This window comes from Methylobacterium gossipiicola (assembly GCF_900113485.1).
GTDB lineage: Bacteria > Pseudomonadota > Alphaproteobacteria > Rhizobiales > Beijerinckiaceae > Methylobacterium > Methylobacterium gossipiicola.
Window position 1 is genome coordinate 82,900 of record NZ_FOPM01000003.1, and the last position, 13,775, is coordinate 96,674.

At 69.6% G+C, this 13,775-nt stretch carries 9 protein-coding genes; 6 read left to right on the plus strand and 3 right to left on the minus strand.

The window, feature by feature from the left end:
* Positions 1-694 precede the first annotated feature (694 nt).
* The 5 genes from BM249_RS03535 (at position 695) to BM249_RS03555 (ending at position 7,624) form a co-directional block, all read left to right on the plus strand.
* Positions 695-2,212 (plus strand): porin, encoded by a 1,518-nt coding sequence (locus BM249_RS03535; RefSeq protein ID WP_091969070.1) that lies wholly within the window; start codon positions 695-697, stop codon positions 2,210-2,212.
* A 79-nt stretch (positions 2,213-2,291) separates the two neighbouring features.
* A complete protein-coding gene (locus BM249_RS03540) occupies positions 2,292-2,714 on the plus strand; it encodes a cupin domain-containing protein (protein WP_091969073.1) in 423 nt (140 codons plus the stop codon).
* 504 nt (positions 2,715-3,218) lie between these two features.
* Positions 3,219-4,919, plus strand: a complete 1,701-nt coding sequence (locus BM249_RS03545) for a methyl-accepting chemotaxis protein (RefSeq protein ID WP_091969075.1) — start codon at positions 3,219-3,221, stop codon at positions 4,917-4,919.
* Between the two features lie 507 nt (positions 4,920-5,426).
* Positions 5,427-7,055, plus strand: coding sequence for a porin (locus BM249_RS03550; RefSeq protein WP_244528569.1), 1,629 nt, complete (start codon positions 5,427-5,429; stop codon positions 7,053-7,055).
* A 299-nt stretch (positions 7,056-7,354) separates the two neighbouring features.
* A complete protein-coding gene (locus tag BM249_RS03555) occupies positions 7,355-7,624 on the plus strand; it encodes a hypothetical protein (RefSeq protein ID WP_091969077.1) in 270 nt (89 codons plus the stop codon).
* Between the two features lie 155 nt (positions 7,625-7,779).
* Here BM249_RS03555 and BM249_RS03560 read toward each other — a convergent pair whose 3' ends face one another.
* The 3 genes from BM249_RS03560 to BM249_RS03570 form a co-directional block, all read right to left on the minus strand.
* Complete coding sequence (locus BM249_RS03560) at positions 7,780-9,396, minus strand: AMP-binding protein (protein WP_091969079.1); 1,617 nt, start codon at positions 9,394-9,396, stop codon at positions 7,780-7,782.
* 7 nt (positions 9,397-9,403) lie between these two features.
* Positions 9,404-9,994, minus strand: a complete 591-nt coding sequence (locus BM249_RS03565) for a nitroreductase family protein (RefSeq protein WP_091969082.1) — start codon at positions 9,992-9,994, stop codon at positions 9,404-9,406.
* 125 nt (positions 9,995-10,119) lie between these two features.
* On the minus strand, positions 10,120-10,359 hold the full coding sequence (locus BM249_RS03570; RefSeq protein WP_091969084.1) for a hypothetical protein: 240 nt from the start codon (positions 10,357-10,359) through the stop codon (positions 10,120-10,122).
* A 389-nt stretch (positions 10,360-10,748) separates the two neighbouring features.
* Here BM249_RS03570 and BM249_RS03575 point away from each other — a divergent pair, with 389 nt between their 5' ends.
* Positions 10,749-13,730 carry a PAS domain-containing protein gene (locus tag BM249_RS03575; RefSeq protein ID WP_244528570.1) on the plus strand — a complete coding sequence of 994 codons (2,982 nt, stop codon included), beginning with the start codon at positions 10,749-10,751 and terminating at the stop codon, positions 13,728-13,730.
* The last annotated feature ends 45 nt before the right edge of the window (positions 13,731-13,775 follow it).

A 13,775-nucleotide genomic window follows, 5' to 3' on the forward strand; every position in this document is an offset into this window, starting at 1 on the left:
CCCTTCTTTTCGTAGGCCATGGCCGAGGAGGCGGAAGCAACGCCGAGAACAAGAGCGGCGGCGACGGTGGCGAAGCGAGCGTTTTTCATGGTGATTGTTTCCCCTCTTAGAACCGATCCGGTGTTTGGTTCGGTTCCTTGCTGCACAACACTGATATAGCGCGCCGCTTTCATTCTGCACGTGTCAGGGCGCACGCGGGGAAGTGGATTAAAAAACAAATCAAGAATAGCTCCAGATCAGCCTGCGGTTAGACTTGTCGCACGAGGGATAATCCATCTCGTTTCCGTGTGTGTGCGCGGAGACACCTTCTGTGCGCGGCGGCACATGCTGGTGGAACCACTCGGGAACCCGGTGGGGGCGGCGCGGCGTCCGCGCGCGATGGGCCTCCGTCAGGGCTATCCGTAACCGGCGTGTCGGCCGGTCGAGCGAGCTATAATCCCGCATTCGACAGAAAAATTTGCGTCACAGAGGCGTCATTTGGCGTCTCTACTGCGCCCTGGACCAAGATCTGGTGGAGCAGGCTGCAACTAGACGGTCCGCTCTTACGAGACACGTCATTCCCGCGGCGAAGGGACCGATCCGGACGGGCGGTTCGACCTTCGGCGCGCCCGATCAAGACAGGCCGATACTCGCCGCCCCGTCTCGCGGGCGGCGGTGACGCGGCGACACCTTTCACGACCTTTGGGGTGACACGATGAGACAACGCCTCCTCGCCGCGGCGCTCGCCTGGAGCGCCGTCCTGACGCCGTGCGCGCAGGCGCAGACCGTCGCCGAGCTGCAGCGGCAGATCGACGAACTCAAGGCGATGATCAAGGCGCAGGCCGAGGCCGGGCGCGGCCCGCGCGCGGCCTCCCCCCGCCTGGCGAAGCGCACGGATGCCGGCACGCGGCCCGCCGCCGGCCGCCCCGTGGAATCGGCGGTCACCACTCCGGCCGTGACCCGGGCGGCCCATCCGGAGCGGCCCGCCTTCGTCATCGACCGGCCGGACACCTGGATCGACGCCCTGCTGCCGCCCCCACCGACGCCCCTGGTGGACGATCCGGGCGCGAGGGCGCGGCCGAAAACCTGGTTCGAGCGGTTGTCCCTGCGCGGCTACACCCAGATGCGGATCAACGAGACCTTCGCGGGCGACACCACCGCGCCGAGCGGGCAAGCGCGCCTGCGCTCCGTCCACGACGGCGGCATCACCGACCGGGGCAACTTCACCTTCCGGCGCGTCCGCCTCGTCCTGCAGGGCGACATCCACGACCGGGTGTTCATCTACCTACAGCCGGATTTCGCCGTGAACGTCGCCAACCAGTCCGGTGGCGAGGGGCGCGGCAACTTCGCCCAGCTGCGCGATGCCTTCGCCGACGTGTTCCTCGACGACGAGCGGCGCACCAAGCTCCGCTTCGGCCAGCAGAAGGTCCCCTACGGCTGGGAGAACCTGCAATCCTCGCAGAACCGCCTCACTCTCGACCGCTCGGACGCCATCAACAGCGCGCTCCCGGGTGAGCGCGACATCGGCATCACCGCCTATTACACGCCCTGGCACGTCCAGGGCATCTGGGACCGCCTCGCCAAGGGCGGGCAGAAATTGTTCGGCAATTACGGCGCCTTCGGCGTCGGCCTCTACAACGGCCAGACCCTCAACCGGGTGGAGCGCAACGACGATCTCATGGTCGCCGGCATGGTGACGTGGCCGTTCGCCCTCGACGGTCTGGGGCCGATGTTCAAGGATCAGGTCCTCGAAGTCGGCGCCTCGGCCTACCGCAACCGGTTCCAGCCGGAAATCCGCACGGGCGGCGTCAGCCCGCGGGCCTTCGACGATTCGCGCGTCGGCCTCCACGCCATCCTGTATCCGCAGCCGTTCGGTCTCCAGGCGGAGTGGAACTGGGGGCGCGGCCCGGAATACGACGTCGTCAGCCGGATGATCCAGGAGAAGCCCCTCAGCGGCGGCTACGTCCAGGCAATGTTCCGGGTCGATCACTCTCCCGTCGGGCCGTTCATGCCGTATGCCCGCTGGCAGACCTACGAGGGCGGCTGGAAGGTGGCGACGAACGCCCCCCGCCTCGACACCGACGAGGTCGAGGTCGGCATCGAGTTTCAGCCGATCAAGCCCATCGAGATCACCCTGGCGTATGCCCGGATGAAGCGCCGCGAGGCCGACGAGCGCCGCCTCGGCCGCGCCGAGGGTCACCTGTTCCGGGGCCAGTTGCAGGTGAATTATTGAGGGGGCCGCGCCCCTTGGGGGGGCGCGGGAAACCCGGTAGCGTCCGGCAGGATCACCGCACCGGAAGGACCCGCGCCCCATGAGCGACGCCACCCCGCTGACCGACCACGGCGTCTTCGACGTCGCCGCCCACGCGGCGCGGCTGCCCGAGGCCGCCACCACCCTGGTGGCGGATCACCGCTTCACCGACGATCCGGCGGCGAGCGCCCGGGTGTTCCGGGTCTATCGGCCGACGCCGCCCCATAGCCATGCCTCCTGCGACGAATACCTCTACGCCCTGTCGGGCCGCTGCCGCATGAAGTTCGGCGACGAGCCGGCCATCGAGGTCGGCCCCGGCACCCTCGTGTTCTTCAAGCGCGGCGTGGTTCACTCCGTGCCGGAGATCCTGGAGGAGCCGATGGTGTTCCTCTCCGTCGACACCCCCCGGCGCGAGCCCCGCGACATCCGCTTCGTCGAAGCCGGCACGGGCACGCCCGACACGTTCATCAATCAGCAGGATTGATCCCCCGCTCCGCGCGATCCCTTCGGTCGCGCGGCGCGCGGGAGCCGTTTCTCGGTCCGCCGCCTCCGGGGTGAGGGGCGGAGCGGTCGAACGCCGTCCGCCTCGTCCCCGCCGCGATCCTCCGCAGGGGCGTTTCGCGGGCCTCACGAATCTTCCGCCCCCGGACGCTTCTCGCCCTGGAGACGACGGTGCGGCGGGCGTTTCGTGCGAGACATAGGGTGCCGGCCGGGGGGCATTCGGACAAGTCCGCGTCTGGAAGTCCGATTGTGAGCCGGTGAATACTTTGCGCGGCCCATCACGAAGCCGTGATGAATGAATTATATTGCTTTATGGGCTTCTCATCGTAAGAGGTTCTCAATATTTGGTCCAATCTCGAGCGCATGTTCCTAAATCGATAGAACACCACGGTCGGGTAACGCTCATATCTAAGAATTTACTGAAAAAAAACCATCCCCTGGCCACATGTGGAACTCGCTTGGGCACGGGCGTGAGGGCGGTTCGGTCATGTCGAAAATATTGCAGAATAGTAGTTTGCTGATCAAACTGGCGGTGCCGCTCGTCATCGTGGCACTTCTCACCGCAGGGATCGCCGCCTATGCGCGCGGAACGGTGGGGAATCTGTCTCAGCTCACCAAGCAGCTCGTCGATGTCCAGGTCGCCCGGATGGAGCAGATCCTCAATCTGCGCCTGCAGGTCACGGAAGCGACGGTTCAGGCGCGCAACATCGTCATCGAGACGCGCCAGACGGAAATGGCCGGCTACAAGGCCCGCTACGAGGCCGCCATCAAGGGGGCCAACACTTCGGTCGAGACCTTGATCGCCCTGGCGGATGAGCCCGCGCGCAAGGTGGTCAACGAGCAGCTGCGCAAGGCCGTCGGGGAGTATTTCGGCATCACCAACCGCGTGGTCGAGCTCGGCCTGAAGAACGAGAACGAGGCGGCCGCCAAGCTGTCGGTGATCGAGGGCGCCGCCGCCCGGGTCCGAATCCGCGATCTGATCGAGCCGCGCGTCGATCTCCTGAAGCAGGAGTTCCAGGCGGCCAAGGATTCGGCGCAGGCGCAGGCCGACAACGCCCTGACCGCCCTCGTCATCGCATCGGTCACGGGCCTGCTCGTCGCCTTCGCCCTGGCGGGCGTCGTCGTGACCGTGGGCATCCTGCGTCCCCTCAAGGGCCTCGTCGGTGCCCTCGAGCGGATGACCCAGGGTGAGATCGATTGCGAGATCCGGGAAGCCGCGCGCGGTGACGAGATCGGCGCCGTCGGCCGGGCCGTCGTGGGGATCAAGGCCATGGTGGCGAAGAAGGCCGCCGACGAAGCCGAGCGCCGGCTCATCGCCGACGCGGCGGCGGCGGCCGAGCGCAAGCGCACGATGATCGAACTCGCCAACGGTTTCGAGTCCGCGGTCGGGGGGATCGTCGGGCAGGTCTCGGCGGCGGCGACGCAACTCCAGGCCACGGCCCAGCAGATGACCGCCACGGCCCAGGAGACCGCCGGTCAATCCACCGCCGTCGCCTCCGCCTCCGAACAGGCCGCCGCCAACGTCAACACCGTCGCGGCGGCGGCGGAGGAACTCGGCGCCTCGGTGCAGGAGATCGCCCGTCAGGTCGCCGGCTCGGCCGACCTCGCGCAGCAGGCCGTTCATGAGGCCGACCGCAGCGCCGGCCTCGTGCACACCCTCAGCCAGTCGGTGGGCAAGATCGGCGACGTGGTCCAACTGATCTCGACCATCGCGGCCCAGACCAACCTGTTGGCCCTCAACGCCACCATCGAGGCGGCGCGGGCCGGTGAGTCCGGGCGGGGCTTCGCCGTGGTGGCGGCCGAGGTGAAGGAACTCGCGAACCAGACGGCGCGGGCCACGGAGGAGATCGGCAGCCAGATCGGACACGTTCAGAACGCGACGGGGCAGGCCGTCGAGGTGATCGGCTCCATCGGCGGCCGCATCCGCGAGATCGACGCCGTCGCCACCGCCATCGCCGAATCCGTCGAGGAGCAGGGCGCGGCGACGCAGGAGATCGTCCGTAACGTGGCCGAAGCGTCCACGGGCACCACGGAGGTCACCATCAACATCGCCGGCGTGGCGCGGGCTTCGAGCGAGACCGGCGCGGCGGCGACCCAGGTGCTCGGATCGGCCGCCGAACTGTCGCGGCAATCCGAGCACCTGCGCGCGGAGGTGGACCGCTTCCTCGCCACCGTCCGGGCCGCCTGATCCGGCCTCCGGGCGCCCCGGCGCGGCGGCCGGGGCAACCGAGCGCCGCTCTTGCGAAGGACTCCAGCGGCGTTCGGATCGCGGATGCGTGCGCGGGCTTCCTCTCCTGTCGGGAGAGGAAGCCCGTCGCGTTTCACGGACCGGCCGGAGCGGGAGAGGAGGTTGGATCGGCCTCGAGACGATCGTTGCCCCCGGGGAGCGGGGCGCGGCAGAGTCGGGGCCCGGCCTGCGGCACGGCGCCGATCCGCGCGGGAAAGATCGGCGTGTCGTGCGCGTTACGTTTGAAGCGCGGACCTAATCCGCAAGTCGATCCGATGGAACGGCGGAATCTAAAGCTGCAAAACCCGGGGTTTTTGTAAGACGATCCTCTCCCGGCCCGATTGTTCCCCGCTCGAAACACCTTTAGACTTGCTTGATACGCGGCCCGGCCTGGAACGGAGGTTCCTCCGCCGGTCGGTGCGTGCCGAAAGGGTGACCCGTCTCGGGTTGGACGCCACGGGACGGGGCATGAAGCTGAGTCGGACGAGCCTGCTCGCGGGCGTGGTCGGGTTGATGGGAATGCCCGCCGAGGCGGCGGAAGGGCCGGGCGAGCGCAAGGCGGGTTCGGGCGAGGCCGTGCGGATCTGCACCCCCTACGGCAAGGGCTTCTTCACGATCCCCGGGACGGAGACCTGCCTGCGGCTGTCGGGCCGCGCCCGGTTCGAATACGCGTTCCAGAACGCCTACAGCCGCAATTCGGCGGGCGACATCAGCGGCTACCAGAGCCGCGCCCGCCTCAATTTCGATGCCCGGACCCAGACGGATCACGGCACCTTGCGCGGCTTCACCCGCCTCGATGTCGGCAGCCGCACGGGGTTCGCCACCATGCATGCTGGGGCGCTCAACCGCGTCGGCAACGCGTTTCCGGCCACCGGCATCGATGGGTTCGGCCGCGTCCAGCAGCAGATGAGCCTCGACAAGGCGTTCATCCAGTTCTCCGGCCTCACCGCCGGCCGGGCCTCGTCGTTCTTCGATTTCTACGCCCACGATTTCGAGTTCATCGTCGCGTCCATGGGCTCGGACGTGCCTTCGACGAACCTCGTCGCCTACACCGCGTCCCCGGCCAAGGGGATCTCGGCCACGTTCTCCGTGGAGGACCCGAGCTTCCGGCAGACGGCGGTCTATGCCTCGCAGACCCTGCGGCCCCTGGTGCCGAGCCTCGACGGCGGACCGGCCCTGAAGCCCGTGGCGCCCCTCTTCGTCGGGTATGGCGCCGACGGGACCCCGACGGGGGTCGGCTTCGTCGATGTCGCCGAGCGCAACCGCCTGCCCGACCTCGTCGGGGTGCTGCGCACGGACGGCGCGTGGGGCTCCGCGCAAGGGTCCGTCGCCCTGCACGAGGTCAGCCCCGGCTTCCTCGGCGGCGACGCCTTTCGCGGCACGCATCGCGGTGCCCCCGTCGATCTCGCCAACGCCCGCGATGTCGGCCGCGCGCCCTCGGCCTATGGCTGGGCCGTGCAGGGCGGCGTGAAGGTGAATCTTCCGGCCCTGGCGCCGGGCGACACCCTCTACCTCCAGGGCGCCTACGGCGCGGGCGCGGGGCTCTATACCGGCCTGCCGGCCTATGTCGGTCCCTATGCCCAGGCCGCCACGGCGATCCAGGGCGCGCCCTTCCAGCAATTCCTCGCCGACGCGGTGCTGAACCCCCTCACCAACCGCTTCGAACTCTCGACGAGCTTTTCCGCCACGGCGGCCCTGCTGCATTACTGGACGCCCTCCGTCCGCTCGGCGGTCTTCGGCTCCTACGGCCGCATGAACTTCGCCCCCGGCTCCCGGGCGGCGCAGGGGGCGCATTTCGGCCTCACCGGCACGGGACCGGGCACGCCCGGCACCCGGTTCTTCGAGGTGAGCCAGGTGTTGCGCGATTCCTACCGTTTCCTCGTCGGCGCCAACCTCATCTGGTCGCCCGTCAAGGAGTTCGATATCGGCGTCGAGGCCATCTACACCCGCTACGGTGTGCAACGTGGCCGCGTCCTCGACCTCAGCCGCTACCCGTCCCAGACCGCCGCCTACGTGAACGACCCGGCCAATCCGGTGGCCACGATCGCCAGCGTCGATGCCGTGCAGATCCGGGCGCGGGTGCAGCGGGACTTCTAGTGCATCGATCCAGACGGAGGCTTCAGCCGTGTCTGGGAAAATTGATGCAAAAACAAAAGCCTCGTGCTCTGGCGCAGGAACGAAGTGATGGCGTCACAGCACGAGAGTCTGCCGTGACGCCGTACACCGGTCGATCACGGCGCCGTGATTTGAATACACTTTGGCTGCGACATCCTAGACCAGTCCAGGTGCCGTGCGTTCCAGCACATCGGCGTGGAACCGATCCCTATCCGACAGGTTGTGCCAGCATCATCGAGACGGACGTCGGGTCTGGTCTTGAATCGGAGCCTGGAACTCAAATGAAGACGCGCTTTTCCGCCATCGTCGCCGCCGTTGCACTGGGTGCCGCCGCCGTGACCCCGGCTCTGGCCTTCGACGGCCGGTACGAGGGACAGGCCCGTTACATGGGCCTGATGCCCTACGGTGAGGATGCGCCCCTCGTGCTCGTGGACGAGGGCGGCCCGACCCGGTTCGGCTGTCCGATGAACTCCGCCGCCGAGGGCAATGCCAACCAGCAGACCCGCCCGGTGCCGCAATACGGCCAGACCTCCGGCGGCTCGGCCTGCTGATCGCCCCGGATGCTCAAGGCGTTTTCCTACGGGATGATCGGCGTGTTCGCCCTCGGGCTCGCCTTCACCCTGGCCGGCACGGCCGACACGATCTTCAAGTTCTGACAGTCTTCCATTGAGAAACGGCCGGGCGCGATCCCGGCCGTTTTCGTCTGTCAGCCGCCGTCGCGCAGTTGCCGGCGGATGATCTTGCCCGAGGTGGTCATCGGCAGGGATTCGCGAAATTCGAGGGCGCGGGGATATTCGTGGGCCGAGAGCCGGGTGCGGACATGGGCCTGGATCTCCGCCGCCAGGGCGTCCGAGGGCGAAAACCCCTCGCGCAGCACCACGAAGGCCTTCACGATCTCGGTGCGGAGTGGATCGGGCTGGCCGACGGCCGCCGCCATGGCCACGGCGGGGTGGCCGCACAGGCAATCCTCGATCTCGGTGGGGCCGATGCGGTAGGCCGCCGAGGTGATGAGGTCGTCGTCGCGGCCGACGAAGTGGATGTAGCCGTCGGCATCGCGCCGGGCCGTGTCGCCGGTCAGCATCCAGTCGCCACGGAACTTCTTCGCCGTCGCCTCGGGCTGATTCCAATATTTGAGAAACATCACCGGATCGGGTCGCGCGATGGCGATCTCGCCGGGTTCGTCCACATCGGTCTCGGTGCCGTCGGGGCGTTGGATCATCACCCGGTGGCCCGGCACCGGCCGTCCCGTGGAGCCGGCCCGCGCCACCCCGGCCGAGGGGCAGGCGGCGAGCACGAGGTTGCACTCCGTCTGGCCATAGGCCTCGCCGAGGGTGAGGCCGAGGCTGTCCTGCGCCCACCGGAACGTCTCTGGCCCGAGGGCCTCGCCGGCCGAGGCGATGTTGCGCAGCGTCGAGAGGTCGAAGCGCCCGCGCGGATCCGGCACCGTCTGGAGCATCCTGAGCGCCGTGGGGGGCAGAAACGCCGTGGTGACGCGGTGCTCGGCGATGAGCCGCAGGGCGGCCTCCGGCTCGAACCGCGCGGCGGGCTGCGCCACCACGGGCACGCCGAGGCTCAAGGCCGGCAGGGTGGCGTTGAGGAGGCCGCCGGCCCAGGCCCAGTCCGAGGGCGTCCACATCCGGTCGTCGGGCCGGGGCGGAAAGGCGTGCATCATCAGGAAGCCCGGCATGTGGCCGAGCAGCACCCGGTGGCCGTGCAGCGCCCCCTTGGCGAGGCCCGTGGTGCCCGAGGTGTAGATCATCAGGGCCGGATCGTCGGGGCCGGTGTCGACGGGCGTGAAGCCCGGGGGGCCCTCCGCCACGAGATCCGCGTACGCGACCACGCCCTCGGCCCCGCCGTCGAGGCCGACCACGAGGGTGAGGGCGGGAAGCCCCGCGCGGAGGGGCGCGACCTTGGCGAGGCCCGCCGCGTCGGTGACGAGCGCGCGGGCGCCCGAATCTGAGAGCCGGTAGGCCAGGGCCTCGGGGCCGAACAGCCCGGCCAGCGGCAACGCGATGGCGCCGAGCTTGTAGGCGGCGGCGTGCGCCACCACCACGGCGGCCGATTGCGGCAGCAGCACCGCCACCCGGTCGCCCGGCCCGACGCCGCGCCCGCGCAGGGCCGCCGCGAGGCGGTCCGACGCGGCCTTCAGGTCCCCGAAGGTGGCGGCGGCCACCCCCGTGGCGCCGACGTCTTGGATCGCCACCCGATCCGGCTCGCGCCCCGCCCAGACGTCGCAGACCGCCACGCCCATGTTGAAGCGGGCGGGGATGTCCCAGGTGAAGCCGGCCACGAGACCGGCATAGTCGGAAGCTGGCGCGAGCACGGAGGGCTTAGAGCTTGTGGCCGGGGAACCCGCCGGCATGGATGAAGTCGGTGATGGGGCGGCGGCCGTTCGGCACCTCCTTGGCGCGCTGCTCGTCCGTGAGCTGCTCGCGCGGCGTGGCGCGGCCGACGGCGTAGGCGGCCTCGACGTGGTTGCCCTCCGGCACCGCCAGCAGGGTCGCGGCACGGGGCTTGTCGAACCCGCCCATGCCGTGGACGTGCCAACCCTGGCGGATCGCCTGGAGCTGGAAGTTGGCCGACGCCGCGCCGGTGTCGAGGGAATGGCTCGGCGTGGGCTTGAGGACGTCGCCGACCTTCATGGTCTTGTTCGACACCAGGATGACCAGGGCGCCGGCATCCTTGGCCCAGGCCTGGTTGGCGGGCACGAGGAGATCGAGGAACTGCGCCCAGTGGGGCGTGTCGCGCAGGGCGTAGAGGAAGCGCCAGGGCTGCGAATTGTAGGAGGACGGCGCCCAGCGCGCCGCCTCGAACATCCGGAACAGCTCCGATTCCGGCACCGCCTCGCCGGTGAAGGCGCGGGGCGACCAGCGCTCGATGAACACGGGATCGATGTCGTGGTCGGGCTGACGTGGATTCACGGCGCAACTCCGGCTGCGGAACGGCCGTTCCGCCTCTTACCGGATGGGACTTGCACCGGATGGAAGCGGCACGCAAATCCCGCCCCCTCCGCCTTTGGTCCGGACTGCCCGGTTCGGGGGGCGCCCTACTCGACCACCTTCGCCACGGGGCGGTCGTTGCCGTTCGCCGTCTCATCGTGCCAGTTGCCGGCGCCGTCCTGATAGCGGATGCCCTCCGTCGAGCCCGGCACCTGCTGCTCGGCCGCCGCCGCCTGCGCCGCCTGGAGGGCGTCGTCGTGGCTGGGATAGGTTTCGGAGAACACGTCGCCGACCTTGTAGGCGTAGCCGCCGTCGTGCTCGACGATGCGATAGGTGACGTCCGACATGGGTTTCCCGTCTTTCGATTGACTGTCGGGGGCGAACCGCCGCGACGGGCGGGTGGTTCCGTGGGACCGCGATCGGTCCGCGTCGATCCGCTCCGGACCGGGACACTTCAACACAATGTGTGTGGCGGAAGGCCCCACGACGGGAGCGTGGCTTTGACATCCCCCCCGCGCCGTGAGACTCCTCGAACAGGCTGGACGAGCGCGCGCGACGCGATCGACCGAACGGCCTTCACGCACGCCCGGGCCGAGCCGGCCAGCGCGCGACACCAGGGCTGCCCGGGCCGAGGATCGGCGGGGGCGACACGCTGCGAGCGCTCTCGGCCGGGGCCTCTCCCCGAGCACGCTCGACAGCAGCTTCACGCGGTGACGCACGGGAGAGCGGACGCGCCATGTCGATGACAGCCTGGCCCATGGATGGCGGCGCGATGGGTGACCGCATCCGCGCGCATGCCTGGGAGGCTTCGCCCCTCGGCGCGCCCTCGGCCTGGCCATGCGCCCTGACGACCCTGGTCGGGCTCATGCTGGGCTCGGCCGCGCCGGCCTTCATCGTCTGGGGGCCGGAGCACCGGCTCCTCTACAACGATGCCTATGCCCGGCTCCTCGGCGCCGCGCATCCCGCCGCCCTCGACCGCGATGCGCGCGCGGTCTGGCGCGAACTCGGCACCGATCTCGCCCCCCTGGTGGCGGAGGCGTTCTCGGGCCGCTCCGTGCAGGCCGCCGCCCTCGACCACGTCGCCGGGCCGCCCGATGGCGCGGACGGGGGCCTCTTGTCGCCGTCCCTCGTGCCCATTCGCGAGGCCGCCGGACGGGTGGCGGGCCTCTACGGCACCTGCCTCGGCGGCTCGGGCCGGCGGCGCGAGGCGGAGGTGGCGTTCCACGAGAACGAGGAACGCCAATCCTTCCTCCTCGACCTCAGCGACACCCTCCGGCCCCTGACCGACGCGGCGGAGATCATCGCGGTGGCCTCCCGCCGCCTCGGCGAGCGCGTCGGCGCGAGCCGGGTGTTCTATGCCGAGATCGCCGGCAGCCTGATGATCGTCGAGCGCGACTACGCCGACGGCGTCGAGTCCATCGTCGGCCGCCATTCCCTGGCGGCGTTCGGCCCGGACCTCCTGGCCGCTTACCGAGACGGCTCCGTCGTCGCCGTGGAGGACGTGCCGTCGGACCTCCGGTTCAATCCCGAGGCGCGGGCCGGATTGCGGTCGCGGCAGGTCGGGGCCTTCGTCGACGTCGTGCTGTTCCGGGGCGACGAGTGGGTCGGCCTGCTGGCGGTGCAGAACGCGGTTCCCCGCGCCTGGACGGCGGTGGAGCGGAACCTGATCCGGGAGGTGGGGGAGCGCGTCAAGGCGGCCATCGAGCGGGCCCGCGCCGAGGTCGCCCTGCACGAGAGCGAGGCCCGTCTGGCGGCGATCTTCGCGGGCGCCTCCGTCGGCTTGTCCGAATTGGATGCCGACGGCCGCTACCTGCGGGTCAACGCCGAGATGTGCCGCATCCTCGGTCGTCCGGCGGGGGCGGTGCTGCACCGGAGCGTCGCGGAGATGACCGATCCCGACGACATCCCGCACAGCCTCGCCACGATCGCGCGGGCCGTCGAGACGGGGCAGGGGGCCAGCCTCGACAAATTGTACCGGCGGCCCGACGGCACGGCGGTTTGGGCGAACAGCAGCGTCACGCGCCTGGACGACGCGCAGGGCCGGTTCAAGAGTCTCCTGGTCGTGACGGCGGATCTCAGCCAGCGCCGGGCGACCGAGCGGCGGTTGGCCGAGAGCGAACGCCGCCTGCAGATTCTGAACGAAACCCTGGAGGCTCAGGTTTCGGAGCGCACGGCCGAGCGCAACATGCTCGCCACCATCATCGAGCGCAGCGACATCATGATGATGGCCGCCGATCTCGACTACACGATCCTCGCCATCAACAAGGCGAACGCCGACGAGTTCGAGCGCATCTACGGCGTGCGCCCGAAGGTCGGCGACAACATGCTCGACCTCCTGGCCGATCAGCCCGAGCACCGGGAACAGGTCAGGCTGGGCTGGGGACGCGGGTTGGCCGGCGAGGAACTCACCTTCGTGCAGGAATTCGGCGATGCCGACCGGGCGCGGCCCGCCTACGAGATCAGCTTCCGCACCCTGCGCGATGCCCGGGGCGAGCGCATGGGCTGCTACCAGTTCGTCATGGACGTCACCGAGCGGCTGCGCGCCCAGGCCGACCTCGTCCAGGCGCAGGAAGCCCTGCGCCAGTCCCAGAAGCTCGAGGCGGTGGGCCAACTCACGGGCGGGGTGGCGCACGACTTCAACAACCTGCTCACGATCATCCGCTCGTCCGTCGATTTCCTGCGCCGGCCCGATCTGCCGGAGGTCCGCAAGGCCCGGTACCTCAATGCGGTCTCCGACACCGTCGACCGGGCGGCCAAGCTCACGGGCCAGCTCCTCGCCTTCGCGCGCCGTCAGGCCCTCAAGCCGGAGGTGTTCAGCGTCGGCCGGCAGGTGCACGCCATCGCCGACATGCTCGACACGCTGACCGGCGCCCGGGTGCAGATCCTCCTCGAGGTGCCGGACACGACCTGCCACGTCCGGGCGGACCTGAGCCAGTTCGAGACCGCCCTCGTCAACATGGCGGTCAATGCCCGCGACGCCATGGAGGGCGAAGGTACGCTGATCCTCCGGGTGACCTGCGGGGCGGACCCGAGCCCGGCCGGCTGCGCGGGCTCGTTCGTGGCCGTGTCCCTCACCGATACGGGCACGGGGATGCCGCCGGAGCGGATCGAGCGAATCTTCGAGCCGTTCTTCACCACGAAGGAGGTCGGCAAGGGCACGGGCCTCGGCCTGTCGCAGGTGTTCGGCTTCGCCAAGCAATCGGGCGGCGACGTCACGGTCCGCAGCGTCGAGGGGCAGGGCACCACCTTCACCCTGTATCTGCCCGAGGTCGCGGCCCTCGACGCCCCCGTCGCCGAGGGGCCGCCCGAGGCGGGCTTGGCGCCGCTCGGCACCGATCAGAGCATCCTCGTCGTCGAGGACAATGTCGGCGTCGGCCAGTTCGCGACGCAGATCCTGGAGGATCTCGGATACCGGACCACCTGGGCCTGCAACGCCGAGGAGGCGCTGGAGCTCCTCGGGCGCGACGGGAACGGGTTCGATCTCGTGTTCTCGGACGTGGTGATGCCGGGCGTCGGCGGCGTCGCCCTGGCGCGCACCCTGCAGCAACGGCTGCCGCACCTGCCGGTGATCCTCGCCTCGGGCTACAGCCACGTGCTGGCCCAGGAGAACGACCACGGCTTCGAACTGCTGCACAAGCCGTACTCGGCCGAACAGGTCGGCCGCATCCTGCACCGGGTCCTCACGAGCCGGCCGAAGATGGCGATGCCGGCGGCCTGAGGGCGAAGGCGGTGGGGTCGAACCCAAGCCGCTTGATTGGTCTCA

Coding starts and splice junctions, on each gene's coding strand:
- BM249_RS03535 (WP_091969070.1), top strand. CDS start 695: ATGAGACAACGCCTCCTCGCCGCGGCGCTCGCCTGGAGCGCCGTCCTG.
- BM249_RS03540 (WP_091969073.1), top strand. CDS start 2,292: ATGAGCGACGCCACCCCGCTGACCGACCACGGCGTCTTCGACGTCGCC.
- BM249_RS03545 (WP_091969075.1), top strand. CDS start 3,219: ATGTCGAAAATATTGCAGAATAGTAGTTTGCTGATCAAACTGGCGGTG.
- BM249_RS03550 (WP_244528569.1), top strand. CDS start 5,427: ATGAAGCTGAGTCGGACGAGCCTGCTCGCGGGCGTGGTCGGGTTGATG.
- BM249_RS03555 (WP_091969077.1), top strand. CDS start 7,355: ATGAAGACGCGCTTTTCCGCCATCGTCGCCGCCGTTGCACTGGGTGCC.
- BM249_RS03570 (WP_091969084.1), bottom strand. CDS start 10,359: ATGTCGGACGTCACCTATCGCATCGTCGAGCACGACGGCGGCTACGCC.
- BM249_RS03575 (WP_244528570.1), top strand. CDS start 10,749: ATGTCGATGACAGCCTGGCCCATGGATGGCGGCGCGATGGGTGACCGC.